General features: G+C 49.1%; 19 protein-coding genes and 1 other annotated feature. All 19 genes read right to left on the bottom strand.

All coding sequences use genetic code 11. The features are described 5' to 3' along the window. Positions 1-97 precede the first annotated feature (97 nt). The 19 genes from rplK to ACRPK8_RS13470 all read right to left on the bottom strand — a co-directional run bounded on the left by rplK (position 98) and on the right by ACRPK8_RS13470 (position 16,541). On the bottom strand, positions 98-523 hold the full coding sequence (gene rplK / locus ACRPK8_RS13560) for a 50S ribosomal protein L11 (RefSeq protein WP_023466609.1): 426 nt from the start codon (positions 521-523) through the stop codon (positions 98-100). 149 nt (positions 524-672) lie between these two features. Beyond that, positions 673-1,224 carry a transcription termination/antitermination protein NusG gene (gene nusG, locus ACRPK8_RS13555; RefSeq protein WP_432238661.1) on the bottom strand — a complete coding sequence of 184 codons (552 nt, stop codon included), beginning with the start codon at positions 1,222-1,224 and terminating at the stop codon, positions 673-675. 19 nt (positions 1,225-1,243) lie between these two features. Next, positions 1,244-1,414 carry a preprotein translocase subunit SecE gene (gene secE, locus ACRPK8_RS13550; protein WP_432238660.1) on the bottom strand — a complete coding sequence of 57 codons (171 nt, stop codon included), beginning with the start codon at positions 1,412-1,414 and terminating at the stop codon, positions 1,244-1,246. A 44-nt stretch (positions 1,415-1,458) separates the two neighbouring features. Then, the gene (rpmG, locus tag ACRPK8_RS13545) at positions 1,459-1,605 is read right to left on the bottom strand and encodes a 50S ribosomal protein L33 (RefSeq protein ID WP_023466603.1); all 147 of its coding nucleotides are present in this window, start codon (positions 1,603-1,605) and stop codon (positions 1,459-1,461) included. Positions 1,606-1,759: 154 nt separating this feature from the next. Further along, positions 1,760-2,401, bottom strand: coding sequence for an RNA polymerase sporulation sigma factor SigH (gene sigH / locus ACRPK8_RS13540; RefSeq protein ID WP_432238659.1), 642 nt, complete (start codon positions 2,399-2,401; stop codon positions 1,760-1,762). Between the two features lie 186 nt (positions 2,402-2,587). After that, the gene (locus tag ACRPK8_RS13535; RefSeq protein ID WP_432238658.1) at positions 2,588-3,118 is read right to left on the bottom strand and encodes an NYN domain-containing protein; all 531 of its coding nucleotides are present in this window, start codon (positions 3,116-3,118) and stop codon (positions 2,588-2,590) included. After that, positions 3,115-3,798 carry a 23S rRNA (guanosine(2251)-2'-O)-methyltransferase RlmB gene (rlmB, locus tag ACRPK8_RS13530; RefSeq protein ID WP_432238673.1) on the bottom strand — a complete coding sequence of 228 codons (684 nt, stop codon included), beginning with the start codon at positions 3,796-3,798 and terminating at the stop codon, positions 3,115-3,117. The genes ACRPK8_RS13535 and rlmB overlap by 4 nt, the downstream gene beginning before the upstream one ends. Before the next feature lie 166 nt (positions 3,799-3,964). Continuing rightward, positions 3,965-4,369 (bottom strand): Mini-ribonuclease 3, encoded by a 405-nt coding sequence (locus ACRPK8_RS13525; protein WP_047390584.1) that lies wholly within the window; start codon positions 4,367-4,369, stop codon positions 3,965-3,967. Further along, positions 4,366-5,763 carry a cysteine--tRNA ligase gene (gene cysS / locus ACRPK8_RS13520; RefSeq protein ID WP_432238657.1) on the bottom strand — a complete coding sequence of 466 codons (1,398 nt, stop codon included), beginning with the start codon at positions 5,761-5,763 and terminating at the stop codon, positions 4,366-4,368. The genes ACRPK8_RS13525 and cysS overlap by 4 nt, the downstream gene beginning before the upstream one ends. Continuing rightward, complete coding sequence (gene cysE, locus ACRPK8_RS13515) at positions 5,717-6,400, bottom strand: serine O-acetyltransferase (RefSeq protein ID WP_432238656.1); 684 nt, start codon at positions 6,398-6,400, stop codon at positions 5,717-5,719. The genes cysS and cysE overlap by 47 nt, the downstream gene beginning before the upstream one ends. A 46-nt stretch (positions 6,401-6,446) precedes the next feature. Beyond that, positions 6,447-6,665: a binding site (T-box leader), on the bottom strand. Further along, positions 6,665-8,113 carry a glutamate--tRNA ligase gene (gltX, locus tag ACRPK8_RS13510; RefSeq protein ID WP_432238655.1) on the bottom strand — a complete coding sequence of 483 codons (1,449 nt, stop codon included), beginning with the start codon at positions 8,111-8,113 and terminating at the stop codon, positions 6,665-6,667. Its footprint overlaps the feature before it by 1 nt. A gap of 43 nt (positions 8,114-8,156) precedes the next feature. Next, on the bottom strand, positions 8,157-8,639 hold the full coding sequence (gene ispF, locus ACRPK8_RS13505) for a 2-C-methyl-D-erythritol 2,4-cyclodiphosphate synthase (RefSeq protein ID WP_432238654.1): 483 nt from the start codon (positions 8,637-8,639) through the stop codon (positions 8,157-8,159). A gap of 2 nt (positions 8,640-8,641) precedes the next feature. Next, positions 8,642-9,325 carry a 2-C-methyl-D-erythritol 4-phosphate cytidylyltransferase gene (gene ispD / locus ACRPK8_RS13500; protein ID WP_432238653.1) on the bottom strand — a complete coding sequence of 228 codons (684 nt, stop codon included), beginning with the start codon at positions 9,323-9,325 and terminating at the stop codon, positions 8,642-8,644. A gap of 128 nt (positions 9,326-9,453) precedes the next feature. Next, a complete protein-coding gene (locus ACRPK8_RS13495) occupies positions 9,454-10,539 on the bottom strand; it encodes a PIN/TRAM domain-containing protein (RefSeq protein WP_432238652.1) in 1,086 nt (361 codons plus the stop codon). A 127-nt stretch (positions 10,540-10,666) separates the two neighbouring features. After that, positions 10,667-12,043: a DNA repair protein RadA gene (gene radA, locus ACRPK8_RS13490; protein WP_029343076.1), complete on the bottom strand. Its 1,377-nt coding sequence runs from the start codon at positions 12,041-12,043 to the stop codon at positions 10,667-10,669. Between the two features lie 75 nt (positions 12,044-12,118). Next, positions 12,119-14,566 (bottom strand): ATP-dependent protease ATP-binding subunit ClpC, encoded by a 2,448-nt coding sequence (clpC, locus tag ACRPK8_RS13485; RefSeq protein ID WP_432238651.1) that lies wholly within the window; start codon positions 14,564-14,566, stop codon positions 12,119-12,121. Beyond that, a complete protein-coding gene (locus tag ACRPK8_RS13480) occupies positions 14,566-15,639 on the bottom strand; it encodes an ATP--guanido phosphotransferase (protein WP_023466586.1) in 1,074 nt (357 codons plus the stop codon). Before ACRPK8_RS13480 ends, clpC begins: the two co-directional genes overlap by 1 nt. Continuing rightward, complete coding sequence (locus tag ACRPK8_RS13475) at positions 15,632-16,060, bottom strand: hypothetical protein (protein WP_029343073.1); 429 nt, start codon at positions 16,058-16,060, stop codon at positions 15,632-15,634. The genes ACRPK8_RS13480 and ACRPK8_RS13475 overlap by 8 nt, the downstream gene beginning before the upstream one ends. Positions 16,061-16,085: 25 nt before the next feature. Continuing rightward, positions 16,086-16,541, bottom strand: coding sequence for a CtsR family transcriptional regulator (locus ACRPK8_RS13470; RefSeq protein ID WP_023466578.1), 456 nt, complete (start codon positions 16,539-16,541; stop codon positions 16,086-16,088). Positions 16,542-16,742: the final 201 nt, after the last annotated feature.

Here is a 16,742-nt window from a genome sequence, read left to right as displayed (position 1 = left end):
TTGTGCGGAAAATCCTCCCACATAATGAAAGGGTAGCAGGCTTCAAGAAACTATCCGCCTGCGACCCTCATCGTTGTTCATGGTAATCAAAAAGACATTAGTCTTCGATTACGATACCCATAGAACGTGCAGTACCTTCAACCATCAACATTGCTGTTTCAACAGATGATGCGTTAAGGTCTGGCATTTTTGTTTCAGCGATTTCACGAACTTTGTCACGTTTGACTGTCGCTACTTTCTTACGGTTCGGTTCACCTGAACCACTCTCGATTCCAGCTGCTTTCTTCAAGAGAACTGCTGCTGGAGGAGTTTTAGTGATGAATGTGAATGAACGATCTTCAAAAACCGTGATGACTACAGGAATAATCAAGCCGGCTTGGTCTTGTGTACGAGCGTTGAACTCTTTACAGAAGCCCATGATGTTCACACCTGCTTGACCGAGTGCTGGTCCAACTGGTGGAGCTGGGTTTGCTTTGCCCGCAGGAATTTGAAGTTTTACGAGTTTCATAACCTTCTTCGCCACGAGACACACCTCCTTAATTCTTTAATGTGGTTTAATTGGACGTTGCGCGTCCTCCCACTCATTCTATTCGACGAGTTATTTATCGAAATAAGCACAACATCAAACACGAAAAATTGTATCATTAAAACAAAACATTCGCAATAGGAAACTTAGTCGATTTTGCTGACCTGAGCGAAATCGAGTTCGACCTTCGTTTCGCGACCGAACATATCAACAGAAACTTTCATTTTCTCAGCGTCTGTATCCAGCTCTTCGATCGTACCTTCGAGATTCTCGAAAGCCCCTTCTTTGATGCGGACGATTTGTCCGAGTGAGAAGTCGTAACGGCTCTTCAGATCGACGAGTCCCATTGATCCAAGGATGTTTTCTGCTTCTTCCGGAAGGAGTGGTGTCGGTTTTGAACCGCCGCCGACTGATCCGAGGAAGCCCGTGACGTTCGGCGTATTCCGGACGACATACCAAGAATCATCCGTCATGACCATCTCAACGAGGACATACCCCGGGAAGATCTTGACTTCACGTTCCTTGATTTTCGTTTCTCCCTTTTTGTTCGTTACTTCTTCTTGTACCGTTTCAATCGGAACGAGTACTCGGAAGATTTTTTCGTCCATGTTCATGGATTCAATCCGACGTTCAAGGTTTGCCTTGACGTTGTTTTCAAATCCGGAGTACGTTTGGACGACAAACCATTGTTTCTCCATGGTAGGCCACCTCTTCTTTTTACTTAATCAACCAGCTCATCAATGCGCTAAGCCCTGAATCGACGCCGAAGATGAAGACACCCATGAAGACCACCATACCGATGACCGTCAATGTGTATTTCGTCAGCTCTTTCCGTTTTGGCCAGCTCGTCTTTTTCAATTCATTCCATACGTCACGCAAAAATTTCATCGTACTTTCCCTCCAGGATGTAATAAATCGGGACAGATGAAGCCTTATTTCGCTTCTTTATGAATCGTATGCGCGTTACAACGACGGCAGAATTTCTTCAATTCCAAGCGGACAGTGACATCCTCTTTTTTCATCGTCGTATAGTCGCGGGCACCGCAATTATCACAAGCAAGGCCTACTTTCTTCGCCATCTCAAAGTCCTCCTTCTTTGCCACTCTTCTCTTCCGTTGAGGTACTTTCCTTCCGAAAAAGAGCGTAAAAAAAACGCCTATGAGCGGCGTCTCGCTAGTAAGGCGCTAGTTATACAGTAGCATAGGAAGGCATAACGGTCAATCTACCTCTCTGTTAGACCGTCATCTTTCGTGCTTCCAGATATCGCTCGAGCTTGCGCTTAACACGTTGCAGGGCATTGTCGATCGATTTGACATGACGATCGAGATCATCCGAAATTTCCTGATACGTCCGACCGTCCAGGTACAAGGCGAGCACCTTCCGTTCGAGGTCGCTTAATATCTCATCCATCTTCGATTCGATATCTGCATACTCTTCCCGGTTGACGATCAGGATTTGTGGATCAGACGGGGCCGTCGACGTAATGATATCGAGCAGAGTCCGTTCTGATTCATCGTCATAAATTGGTTTATCGAGCGAGATGTACGAGTTCAACGGGATATGTTTCTGGCGTGTCGCCGTCTTGATCGCAGTGATCATCTGTCGCGTGATGCATAATTCGGCAAATCCTTTAAACGAGGCGAGCTTATCCGTCCGGTAATCCCGTACTGCCTTATAGAGACCAATCATTCCTTCTTGAATGATGTCCTCCCGGTCCGCCCCGATCAAAAAGTAAGAGCGGGCTTTGGCGCGCACGAAATTACGATACCGCTCGATCAGAAATTCGAGCGCATCGCTATTGTCGAACTCTTTCGCTTGTTCTACAAGCGCTTCATCGGTCATGCACTCAAACTGGTCGAACGAAACCAAACTCATCCTGTATCCCTCCAAGCATCATTGACGAATTGTTCAATTGTTTTTAATTATACAATAATTACCTGTCGTACGACAATGAAAATTGGCATGACCTCTTTTGTTGTATCTAAAATGTATCTTTCTACACAAAAACACCGTTCTTCCAAATTAGGAAAAACGGTGGTCCGCTCATGCGAATGGTTCATATCATGTATCTGAATTCTTTCGTCGACGAATCGCTTCGAGACGAGCGATGACGTCTTCCGGTAAATCAATCTTCGAGCGTGGTTGTGACGTCGTTTTCGCGGACGTCGTCTGTTGTTGGATGACCACAACGGCAGCTTTCCACTCCCGCCTGAGTTCCTGAGCCGAAATCCGGAGCGCACCAAGCGTGAAGATGACCCACTGTTCCGTGTAATCGTTCGTCGCAACGGTTAGTTTGACCCGGATGTCTTGCAACCAATCAGCAGCGGTTTTCTCGATCCATTCATCCGCCGTCTCATTTTCCCGTGTATAGACGATGTCGATCCCGCTTTTTTGCATCCGGGATTCACGTCCCGGTTGCAGATACGCATCAAAGACGATCGTGACGCTGAGACCTGTGACAGCTTGGTACTCCGCCATCGCATGGATCAACCGTTCCCGTGCCAATTCGAAATCCTGTTCCCGCAATGTCCGGAACTCCGGCCATGCGCCAATGATATTGTAGCCATCTACGATGAGGCGGTCGTACTTCATCGTGCGTACGGCTTTCTAGTCCGGTAGACTTCATAGAGTAATAACGACGCTGCCACCGATGCGTTGAGCGATGTGACATGTCCTGCCATCGGGAGATGAACGAGGAAATCGCACTTTTCGCGAACGAGACGGCTCATTCCTTTTCCTTCACTTCCAATGACGATTCCAAGTGGCATCGTCCCATCAAGTGTCCGGTAGTCATCACTTTCACGTGCATCCGTACCGACGAACCAAATGCCTTGTTTTTTCAAGTCCTCCATCGTCCGGGCGAGATTCGTCACGCGCACGACCGGGATATGTTCGATTGCACCCGTTGATGCCTTCGCGACGACTTGCGTCAGTCCCACTGACCGACGCTTCGGAATGATGATCCCGTGTGCGCCGACCGCATCTGCTGTCCGCAGAATCGATCCCAGATTGTGAGGATCTTCGAGCTCGTCGAGCACGATCAACAGAGGCGTTTCATCCTTTTGACGCGCGAGCTCGAAGATATCTTCCATCTCGGCGTATTCATAGGCAGCAACTGCCGCAACGACCCCTTGGTGGTTTTCCGTTCCGGCTAGACCCGTTAACCGCGAACGGGGTACGAGCTGGATTTGAATCCCCGCTTCCTGCGCCATCGCGTGAATGACCGCAAGCGGTCCTTTTTGTTGCCCTTCCTGCAAGAACAACTTGTTCATCTCGCGTCCGCTCCGCAATGCTTCAAGAACCGGATTACGACCCGACAAGAAATCCTGCCCCTCTTCGAGTGGTTCGATCGCGACGGGCTGCTCCTTGACCGGAGCGGCTTTTCGTTTCTCCTGTGCCGGACGTTGTGCCTTTGTCTTTGGCTTCGATCCAACAGCCTTAGGACTCGTCTGTTTTTTCGGCTTCGAGTAATTCGAACGCTTGTCCGATGAGTTCTTCAAGACGATCGCCTCCTTCTGAAAGATAGATATAACCGAGTAATGCTTCAAATGCTGTCGCGTAACGATACGTATGGACGTCGGTGCTCTTCGGGACAGAGCCGGATTTTGCGTTCTTCCCGCGTCGCACGACCGCCGCTTCCTCTTCCGTCAACACATCCGTATTCAACCAGTGTGTCACGACCGTCGCCTGCGCTTGGGCTCGGACGTACCGGACAGCTGCTTTATGCAACTCGCCCGGTTTCACGTATCCCTGCTCAAGCAATCGTTCACGGACACGGATCTCATAGACGACGTCGCCCATGTACGCTAACGCGAGTGCATTCAATTGTTTGTAGTTCTTCATCCGCGCTTCCACCGCATCCCTTGTGCTGTATCTTCAAGCAGAATTCCTTGATCACGCAGTTGGTCACGGATCGCATCTGCTCGGGCAAAGTCACGATTTTGACGTGCTGTGTTCCGCTCTTCGATCAACTGTTCGACTTCCTCGTCGAGTAAGCCTTTATCGACCGTCAATGTGACGCCGAGGACACCTGATAATTCCGAGAACAGCGCAAGGAACTGTTCTAGGACTTGTTTCGATACGTGTGCTTCTCCGAGGTACAAGTTTGCTTCTTTCGAAAGATCAAACAGATCCGTCACCGCGTTCGCTGTATTAAAATCATCATCCATCGATGTGATGAAGTGATCCTTGATCGCCGCTAAACGATTCAACCACTTCTCGTCACCTGTTCCGAGATCGGCCGTCATACTAAGGCGATGTTCGATGTTTGCGACCGATTCACGAATCCGGGCGAGACCGTTCGCTGCTTGGTCGATCAATTCCCGGCTGTAGTTGATTGGATGACGATACTGAACCGACAACATGAAGAAACGTAAGACCATCGGATCGACCGCTTGGATCGCTTCATGAACCGTCAGGAAGTTCCCGAGCGACTTCGACATCTTCTCGTTTTCGATATTCAAGAAGCCGTTATGCATCCAGTAGTTCGCGAACTTCTGTGAGTTGCACGCTTCCGACTGGGCGATCTCATTCTCATGGTGCGGGAACTTCAAGTCTTGTCCACCGGCGTGGATGTCGATCGTCTCCCCGAGATATTTCTTCGCCATCGCCGAGCACTCGATGTGCCAGCCTGGTCGTCCTTCGCCCCACGGACTCGTCCATGCCGGCTCACCTGGTTTTGCTGCTTTCCAGAGAACGAAATCAAGTGGATCTTCTTTTTTCTCTCCGACTTCGATGCGGGCACCTGCACGTAATTCGTCGATCGACTGCTGGCTCAACTGTCCGTAATCATCGAAGCTTCGCGTCCGGAAGTAGACGTCACCGCTTGAAGCATAGGCATTTCCTTTTTCAACGAGCACTTCGATGAAGGCGATGATATCATCCATCGTTTCCGTGACGAGTGGATGAATATCTGCTTTTTGGACATTCAAGGCGCCCGTATCCGCGTGATACGCTTCAATGAAACGTTTCGTCAACGCATGATAGTCTTCTCCGAGTTCGTTCGCTGTCCGGATGATTTTATCATCGACATCGGTGAAGTTCGAGACGTACTTGACTTCATATCCGCGGTACGTGAAGTAACGACGGACGGTATCGAAAACGATCGCCGGACGCGCATTCCCGATATGAATGTAGTTATACACGGTCGGGCCGCAGACATACATCTTGACCTTTCCTTCTTCTAATGGCTTAAATGGTTCCTTTTTTCCGGTCATGCTGTTGTACAGTTGAATCATGACGTCGCCCTCCTTTGATCCGTTCGATTTCTTGTTTTAATACTTCGAGTTCCATCTCAATCCGTTCCTGGCATTCACTGACCGGATCTGGCAAGCGATGATCAAGCGGCGCTTCGACCTTCATGCCATCCTGCACCACGACCCGTCCTGGAATACCGACGACGGTCGCATTCGGAGGAACCGGTTTTAAGACGACGGAACTGGCACCGATTTTTGAATACGCCCCGACGGTGATGTCACCAAGGACGCGGGCGCCGGCAGATACAAGCACGCCGTCTTCAATCGTCGGATGACGCTTTCCGGTTTCTTTTCCCGTTCCACCAAGTGTCACACCTTGAAAGAGCGTGACATCATTTCCGATGATCGCTGTCTCACCGATGACGACCCCCATCCCGTGATCGATAAAGAACCGGCGTCCGATCGTCGCGCCGGGATGGATTTCGATGCCGGTCAAAAAGCGGCTGAACTGCGAAATCAATCGACCGAGTAAATGAAACTTCGCTTTCCACAGTCGATGGGCAATACGATGCATCCAAATCGCATGCAGGCCAGGGTATGTCAAAATGACCTCTAACGTGCTGCGGGCAGCTGGATCCTGATTAAATACATTGCGGATATCTTCTCGTATCCGTGTCATATTACGTTCTCCTCTCCATAAGAAAAAGCGCCTCCATGCATTGCTGCACAGAGACGCTAACGAAGCGCGGTCCCACTCTGTTTGGACGATTGACTCGTCCCTCTCGACGCCCGTTAACGCCGGAGATACGTCTGCGCCTACTCTCACGGATTTCGGGCAGCACTCAGAGGGGCATTTCACGATTCGCTTCTTCAAGCCCTCGCACCATTCGAGCTTGTCTCTGGAGAAGAAGACGCATCGTTACTTTCCTCGTCTACGCTTTCGTTATTCTGCTTCAAGCCGTGCAAGCACACGGTCTTTTCCTAATAATTGAATCGTGTTCGGGAGTTCTGGACCATGTGTCTGTCCCGTCGTCGCGACACGAATTGGCATGAATAGGTTTTTTCCTTTTTGACCAGTTGCTTTTTGCGTCGCTTTGATCGATGCTTTGATCGCTTCTGGTGTCCACTCGTCTAAAGCACGTAACTGGTTCGCGAATTCTGTTAAAACAGTCGGAACCGTCTCACCGCTTAAGACCGTGTTTGCCTCTTCATCATACACCACTTCGTCCTCAAAGAACATCTCTGAAAGCTTGACGATTTCAGCACCATGTGTCATCTGCTCGCGGTAGAGCGCAACGAGATCACGTGCCCAAGCGAGCTCTTCCTCTGAAGGTGATGCTTCGACGCGACCCGCTTCTTGTAGGAACGGAAGACTCGCTTCGAACACTTCTTCGAACGATTGGTGTTTCATGTACTGGCTGTTGATCCAAGCCAATTTGTTTTGGTCAAAGACAGCCGGACTCTTCGAGAGGCGGTCCGCGTCAAAGATGTCGATGAACTCTTCTTTCGTGAAGATTTCTTGTTCGCCGACCGGTGACCATCCGAGAAGCGTGATGAAGTTGAGCAACGCTTCCGGAAGATAACCAAGCTCTTTGTACTGCTCGATGTACTGGATGATCGAGTGATCACGTTTCGAGAGTTTCTTGTGTGATTCGTTGACGATCAATGTCATGTGACCGAACGTCGGGTATTCCCAACCGAACGCGTCATAGATCATCATCTGTTTCGGTGTGTTCGAAATATGATCATCCCCACGAAGAACGTGACTGATCGCCATCAGGTGATCATCGATGACGACGGCAAAGTTATACGTCGGAATGCCGTCTTTTTTGACGATGACCCAGTCGCCGAAGTCTTTTGACTCGAACGAGACGTCGTCTTTGACGAGATCATTCCATGTGTACGTCACATCTTCCGGTACACGAATCCGAATCGACGGCGTGCGTCCCTCTGCGCGGAACGCTTCTTCTTGTTCTGCTGTCAGGTTACGGTGCGCTCCTGAATAACGTGGTGCTTCCCCGCGTGCGATTTGGGCTTCGCGTTCTGCTTCAAGCTCTTCCGATGTCATGTAGCAACGGTAAGCGAGTCCTTTTTCAAGCAGCTCGTCCGTATACTTCTGGTAGATATCAAGACGCTCCATTTGTGAATAAGGACCGTATTCGCCACCGCGACCTGGACCTTCGTCCCAATCGACACCGAGCCATTCGAGGTTCTTCATTTGACTCTCGACACCGCCTGCGATGTTCCGCTTTTGGTCCGTATCCTCGATCCGTAATACCATCTTGCCGCCTAAATGGCGCGCAAACAGATAGTTGAATAATGCAGTCCGGGCATTCCCGATATGCAAGTGTCCTGTTGGACTTGGGGCATAACGTACTCGTACTTCTGCCATTGCCAATCACTCCTTCGACTAAAATTCGCTTATCTAGTATACCTTATTCTTCGATTCGTTTCAGTAGAATCACTGCCTGACAAGCGATTCCCTCTTCCCGTCCCGTAAAACCTAACCATTCTGTCGTCGTTGCCTTGACATTGATCTGTTCCATGTCGGCTTCGAGTAATTCCGCGATCCGCGCCCGTATCGTATCGATATACGGACGAAGCTTCGGTGCCTGGGCGATGACTGTCGCATCTAAGTTGCCAAGCTCGTAGCCTTGTTGTTTAACGAGCGCGTAGACATGCTGCAGTAATTTTGCGGAATCGGCATCCTTGAATTCCGGATCCGTATCCGGAAAGTGTTTTCCGATATCCCCTGCTGCGATCGCACCGAGTGCGGCGTCGGCAATCGTATGTAACAAGACATCCGCATCCGAATGACCGAGCAATCCTTTCGTATGTGGAATCTCGATGCCGCCTAAAATCAATTTCCGGTCCTCTGCAAAGGCATGTACATCAAAACCTTGTCCAATTCGAATCATCGTCATTTCCCTCGTTTCAGTAGAATTGCTTCACCGAACCACAAATCGTCCGGTGTCGTCATCTTGATATTTTCGTAGTGACCGGTAACGATCGTCACCTTTCCTCCGTCCCATTCTATCAAACTTGCATCATCGGTTCCTAGGTATTTCGTTGCCGCCTTTTCATGAACCGTACGAATCGTCGCAAGATCAAACGCCTGCGGTGTCTGCGCTGCCATCAATTGCTCACGCGGAACCGTTTCACTGATCTGGTTCGCCTCGACCCGTTTGACGGTATCCTTAATCGGAACGGCAAGAATCGCGGCGCGATCGATGCGAGCCGCCCCGACGACCGCATGAATCGCTTCCTGCGAAATGAACGGTCGGGCGCCATCATGAATTAGGACGATCCCTTCCCCTTCAAGTGCCTCAAGACCACGAAGTACACTTTCCTGGCGCTCCGCTCCGCCAGCGACAAGTTTGACTGACGTCGTATAAGACGCTGTCACCTGTTCGAACCATTCTTGCTCCAGTGGATTGATCGCAAGAACGATTTCCGTACAAGTCGGATCCGCCTCAAAAACGTCCAGTGTCCAGGCGATGATTGGACGGTTTCTCAGTTCAAGCATCAATTTATTACGATCTGCCCCCATCCGCTTACCGGCACCGGCAGCAGGGATGACGACACGATACGGCGTTGTAGACATCTCATTCCCTCTTTCCTTCTTACTGATCATCGGACCTCATTCCTTCACACCGAAAACGGACCCGATCATGAGATCGAATCCGTTACGGACGTTACCCGAATTGCCTCTCGACGTTTAGGCATAGTGTCTCATTTTTCTTGTGGTTTCGCAAAAATCATTCGCCCGGCTGACGTCTGCAAGACACTCGTGACGACAACACCAATCGTTTTCGAAATCAAGTGTTTACCGCCTTCGACGACGACCATCGTTCCATCTTCGAGATAGGCAATCCCTTGTTTTTGTTCTTTTCCTTCCTTGATGACAAGGACGGTCATCTCTTCACCCGGAATGACGACTTGTTTGACGGCATTCGCTAAATCATTGATGTTGAGGACAGGTACGTGGCGTACTTCGCAGACTTTATTTAAGTTATAGTCGTTCGTGACAACGATGCCTTTAACGAGTTCCGCGAGTTTGATCAGTTTGATGTCAACTTCCGGTACATCCTCGAAGTCGCCATCATAAATTTCGACCTCAACACCCGGAATCTCTTGTAGTTCTTTTAAGACATCGAGTCCACGACGGCCGCGGTTTCGCTTCAGCGTATCGGAAGAGTCCGCGATGTACTGCAACTCTCCGATGACGAATTGCGGCACGATTAACTTTCCTTCGACGAAACCGGTTTTCGTGATGTCCGTGATCCGCCCGTCGATGATGACACTTGTATCAAGAACCTTACTGTTTGATTTAGTCGCCATGACAGGCTCCGGTGTCACTTTTTTCTCACTTTGATTATTCCGTAAGAAGATTTTCGTCAGTTCGTGACGTTTACCATAACCGACCGTAAAGCCGAGATATCCGAATAAGACCGTCACGATGATTGTCAGGACGTTACTTAAGACAGGAATTCCTACTAGATCAATCAATGTACTGACAAGAAATGCGAGGACTAGACCGATCAGGAGACCGAACGTTCCAAAAAAGAGATCTGCTACTGGGGCTTTGACGAGTCGTTCTTCTAAAAATCGGAGAAGTCGAATTACCGAATCCGTAATGAATAATCCAATTAATAAGAATATGAGTGCACCAATCGTTCCAGTTACGTATTCGCTCATCAACCACGCGGGGAAAGTCGTACTTGTCGCTGTTTCAATCAATTGGAAGAACTGAGGAAGCAACAAGATCCCGAGGGCAAGTCCGAGTAATGCAAAAAATACCCGTATGACGATTTTCAATCTTCTCACCTCCTTTGCTTATTTTAAGTTCATTGTAACATGTACTGAATTGAACTACCTACGCCGGAAGGAGGGGAAACTGTTTACATATCCATTACAGTCCCCCCATTCTTTGCGTCATTCTAGCTTAAAACGGGATGGTTTCACGCAATGCTTCATCCACACTCTCGACACCAACGACTGTAATCCCGTCCGGATACGTCCAGCCACCTAGGTTGTTTTTCGGAATGATGGCCCGTGTGAAACCGAGTTTAGCTGCTTCTGCTACGCGTTGTTCAATCCGCGACACACGGCGAACTTCGCCTGTCAATCCAACCTCCCCGATTACGACATCGGTTGGACGCGTTGGCTTATCCCGGAAACTCGAGGCAATCGCGACACAGACCGCTAAATCAATCGCCGGTTCATCGAGCTTTACTCCCCCTGCTGCCTTCAAGTAGGCGTCCTGCGTCTGCAGGAGAAGACCGGAGCGTTTCTCAAGAACGGCCATCAATAAGGCGACCTTATTTTGATCAATTCCAGTCGCCATCCGTCTCGGATTCCCGAATGATGTCGGTGAAATCAATGCCTGCAGTTCAACGAGAACCGTCCGGGTCCCTTCCATCGAAGCGACGATCGTCGAACCGGATACACCGGATGTCCGCTCCTCGAGGAAAATTTCGGATGGATTCAGTACTTCCTCGAGTCCCGACTCCCGCATCTCGAAAATCCCGATCTCATTCGTCGAACCAAACCGGTTCTTGACGGCACGGAGAATCCGGAACGTATGGTGACGTTCACCTTCAAAATACAAGACGGCGTCGACCATGTGCTCAAGTAAACGCGGTCCGGCAATCGAACCTTGTTTTGTGACATGACCGACGATGAAGATCGCGATACCACGACTCTTCGCAATTTTCATCAACATCGCTGTACATTCACGGACTTGTGTGACGCTACCGGGTGCTGACTGGATTTCGTCAATGTAGACGGTTTGAATCGAGTCGATGATTAAAAAACGCGGCTGTTCTTCATCGACGACACGTTCAATCATGTTCATGTCCGTCTCACTCAGGACGAATAGATCTTGAGTCGGTAACCCGAGGCGTTCTGCGCGCAGTTTTGTTTGCTTGAGCGACTCCTCCCCTGAGATGTAGAGCACTTTTTCGCCGCGTTGGGCAAGACGGGCACTTGTCTGCAGTAAGATCGTTGATTTCCCGATCCCCGGGTCTCCGCCGACGAGCACCATTGAACCAGGAACGATACCGCCACCAAGGACGCGGTCGAATTCACCACTTCCGGTAAAGACGCGACTCTCTTCTTGCGAGACGATGTTCGCGAGGCGTTCAGGTTTTAATTGTTTTGTCGTCGTATGGACGAATGCCGCACCACGTCGTCCTTTTTTCTCTTCAACGACTTCTTCGACCATCGTGTTCCATTCGCCACACCCGGAACAACGTCCCATCCATTTCGGTGATTCGGTTCCGCAGCTTTGGCAGACGAACTTCGTTTTTAACTTAGCCAATCGATTCATCCTTTCTTTTCAAAAAAAGGACCAGCTTCGCTCAGAAAGTGCGAAAGCTGGCCCTGTGCTCAGTGCTTATTCCGTTGCAGCAGAACTAACATGATTCCGGCGAACGATGAATTCGTTCTCTTCGACATCAAGCGCAACACGCTCTCCTTTTTGGATATCGCCTGCGAGTAATGCTTCTGACAACCGGTCTTCCGCTTCCCGTTGAAGGGCACGACGGATTGGACGGGCACCGTACTCTGGATCGTATCCGATATCGGCGATCTTCGAGAGGGCAGCTGGTGTCAATTCGAAGTGAATGTCCTGTTCAGCTAAACGTTTTTCAAGGGTCTTCGCCATCAACTTCACGATCTCTTCGATGTGTTGTTTCTCGAGTGAGTGGAAGACGATTGTTTCATCGATCCGGTTCAAGAACTCTGGACGGAACGCCCGTTTGAGTTCTTCCATGACTTTATCTTTCATGTCCTTGTATTCACGATCCGTATCTTCGGAAACCGCGAATCCGACATATTTATTGCGTTTAAGGGCACTTGCACCGACGTTCGATGTCATGACGATGATCGTATTACGGAAATCAACCGTCCGACCTTTCGAGTCCGTTAAGCGTCCATCATCAAGTACTTGCAAGAGGATGTTGAAGACTTCCGGGTGTGCCTTCTCGATTTCATCAAGTAAGATGACCGAGTACGGTTTCCGGCGAACTTTTTCCGTCAATTGACCGCCTTCTTCGTAACCGACATATCCTGGAGGTGAACCGACGAGACGGCTCGTAGCATGTTTCTCCATGTACTCTGACATATCGATCCGGATGATCGCATCCTCATCTCCGAACATCGCTTCGGCAACCGCACGTGCAAGTTCTGTTTTACCAACCCCAGTAGGACCGAGGAAGATGAACGAACCAATCGGACGTTTTGGATCTTTCAGTCCAGCACGTGCGCGACGGATCGCTTTTGAAATCGATTTAACGGCTTCATTTTGACCGATGACACGATCGTGAAGGATTTCTTCGAGGCGAAGGAGACGATCCGTCTCTTCTTCCGCGATCTTCGTGACCGGTACACCTGTCCAGTTGGCAACGACTTGTGCGATGTCATCTTTTGTGACTTCCAGTTTTTCATTGCCTTGTTTATTCTGCCATTCCTCTTTCAAACGCTCAAGCTCATCGCGTAGTTTTTGTTCCGTATCGCGGAGGCTTGCTGCTTTTTCGAACTCTTGGCTTTGGACAGCTTCGTCCTTGTCCTTACGGATGCCTTCAAGTTTTGCTTCGACTTCTTTTAAGTTCGGTGGTGCTGTATACGAGCGTAAACGCACTTTTGATGCCGCTTCATCGATCAAATCGATCGCTTTATCCGGAAGGAATCGGTCTGAGATGTAACGGTCAGAAAGCGTGACGGCTTCTTGAATCGCTTCGTCTGTGATCGTCACACGGTGGTGTGCTTCATAACGATCGCGGAGACCGAAGAGGATTTGTGTTGCTTCATCTGTCGTTGGCTCAGCGACTTGGATCGGTTGGAAACGACGTTCGAGTGCCGCATCTTTTTCGATGTACTTCCGGTACTCATCAAGTGTCGTAGCTCCGATACACTGCAATTCGCCTCGCGCGAGTGATGGTTTAAGGATATTCGATGCATCGATCGCACCTTCTGCCCCACCTGCACCAATCAATGTATGCAACTCATCGATGAAGAGAATGATGTTACCGGCTTGACGAATCTCATCCATGACCTTTTTCAAGCGATCCTCGAATTCACCGCGGTATTTCGTACCGGCGACGAGTGTGCCCATGTCGAGTACCATGACGCGTTTATTACGTAACGTCTCCGGTACTTCGTTGTTGATGATTTGTTGAGCGAGCCCTTCGACGACAGCCGTTTTACCGACCCCTGGTTCCCCGATCAAGACCGGGTTGTTCTTCGTCCGGCGGCTCAAGACTTCGATGACGCGTTGAATCTCTTTTGAACGACCAATGACTGGGTCAAGACGTGTTTCACGTGCTTGTTGCGTCAAATCACGGGCAAGACCATCAAGTGTTGGTGTTGCGACACCTGAGCCTGCTTGTGATGCGTTTGCTGTCGTTTCGCTGTTCCCGAGCAACTGGAGTACTTGCTGACGGGCTTTTGAAAGACTGATGCCTAAGTTATTCAAGACACGAGCAGCAACACCTTCCCCTTCTCGAATCAATCCGAGTAAGAGGTGTTCTGTCCCGACGTAAGAATGACCGAGTTTACGTGCCTCATCCATTGATAGCTCGATGACTTTTTTCGCACGTGGTGTATAGTGAATCGTCGTTGCACCATCTTGTCCTCGACCGATCAATGCTTCGACTTCCATCTGAATTTTATCTGAACTGAGACCGAGTGCTGTTAAGGCTTTCGCAGCAATTCCGTCTCCTTCACGTACAAGTCCGAGTAAAATGTGTTCTGTTCCGATATTATGGTGCCCCAACCGTACTGCCTCTTCTTGAGCAAGTGCCAATACACGTTGTGCACGTTCTGTGAATCGTCCAAACATCATTATGCAAAACCTCCTTGTGTGTGATCCCTGTTTGTCTGTTCGGTTAACATCGTCCGGATCCGTTTTGCCCGTTCGATGTCCCGTTCTCTAGATGTTAATTGTTTCCCGAAATGCTTTTGTAGAAAACCTGTTTGTAACGAAACGAGCAGTTGATGAAAAAGATTTGGAGGAAGATTGACCTCTAGTCCCAGACTATCTGCTAAGCGGACATCCGATAACCGTTCCGTCGCTTCTCGCGCTGTAATCAATCGAGCTGAGGTCAGGATACCGTAGGAACGATAGAGTCTGTCCTCTAGTTCTTCTTGATACATCTCCAATAATCCTTTTCGTGCTGCCTGTTCTGCTTCAATTAATGCTTCGACCGCAAATTGATAATCCGTGATCAGCATATCCTCACTTGCCCCAAGCGTCCGTTGATTTGAAAGCTGGAACATGCGACCAGATGCATCACTTCCCTCGCCGTAACGCCCGCGAATCGCGAATCCGAGCTGTCGTAAGTGTTTGATATACCCTTGAATCTGATTCGTCAGAACGAGTCCGGGTAAGTGCAACATCACGGAAGCACGAAGACCCGTTCCGACGTTACTCGGACATGTCGTTAAATAACCAAGCGTATCATCAAAAGCAATCTTAAATCGTTCACTAATCAACCGATCGACTTGTTTGGCGATGCGAAATGCTTCTTCAAGCTGTAGTCCCGGTAATAACGTCTGAATCCGGAAATGATCTTCTTCGTTTACCATCACACTGATCTGTTCATCTTCACTAATGAAAAGTCCCGTTCGTGGATGACTCGCTAACGCCGGGCTGATCAGATGCTTTTCTACTAAAGCGGTTCGCGTCAGGACATCCGCCTGATCGACACGACCAAACCGGAAGCCTTTCATCCCGTTGAGTTGGCGTTCCGTCTCTTCAATGAGTGCATTGGCTTGTGCTTCTGACAACATCGTTGAGAACGGATAACGTGTCGTATTCCGTGCTAACCGGATCCGTGTCGAAACGACGATGTCGTCAAAGGGAGAAGATTGATTCATCGATTCGCTTAAAGGGTGTTGGAGCAACTCTTCAAACATGACGCAAATCCTCCTCGACACTTTCAATCTGTTGTTTTATGATTTCTGCTTCTTCATAGTCTTCTGCTAAGATTTTACGGTTGAGTTGTTCTTTCAGTCGACTGAGCTGCTGATTCAATCGTTTTTCAACGGATTCCTCATCAGGTCGTGAGCCATAATGTTGTGTATGACCGTGTTGGAACTGACGAACCATCCCGTCGACTTCGTCTTTAAAAAATGAATAACAAGTCGGGCAACCGACTTTACGAAGATGAAGCAATTGTTGACGGGTCATACCGCAAGACGGACACGCCGTCCCTTGATATTCACGTGCTAACTCCCGCACACAAACCGAGCATAAGAACTTCTCATCGGTTTCCGATTCTTGTGGCAGTTTGACACGGACGATTGCTTCTCGTTCGCCACATCGTTGACAACGCATCATGCATTCCTCCAATGTCCGACGACTAGAGTCGCTTCATGGTTTGAAGAAGCGTCCGCATCAAGTGGGCACGCATCCGGTGTTGATCTTCGACCGCCATCGGCAAACTCTCTTTTTGCAACAGCGATTGAATTAAAATAGCTTCCCGCCGCGTCAGTAATTGTTCGTTCATCAAACGAATCAAATAATCTTCTGCAGCTTGTTCCGTCAAATGATCACCAATCCATGAACTGACTTCATCTAATAGATCGTGACTATCGAGCACAACGATTTTTTGGATCCGAATGTATCCACCGCCACCCCGTTTACTTTCAACGAAATAACCCTTTTCGACCGTAAAACGAGTATTGATGACATAGTTGATTTGTGACGGCACACAGTCAAAACGTTGTGCAATTTCTTGACGTTTGATTTCAATCGTCTTTTCGTCGTGTAAAATTTGCTTTAAATAGGCTTCGATGATATCTGTGATGTTTTGCATTGGCACCACCTCTCTGACCATCTTTGACTATTGTTTGATTTAATAGTAATCATCTAAAAAAAGAAATGCAACTGATAAGACTTTTTAGAAAACACAAAAAGACCGACCTGCAATCTGCAGATCGGTCAAGTGCCTGGCAACGTCCTATCCTCACAGGGGGAAGCCCCCAACTACTTTCGGCGTTCAAGTGCTTAACTTCCG

It is taken from the genome of Exiguobacterium sp. TDN 0502, assembly GCF_050846835.1.
Taxonomy (GTDB): domain Bacteria; phylum Bacillota; class Bacilli; order Exiguobacteriales; family Exiguobacteriaceae; genus Exiguobacterium_A.
This window is presented reverse-complemented; position numbering and strand designations above follow the sequence as displayed.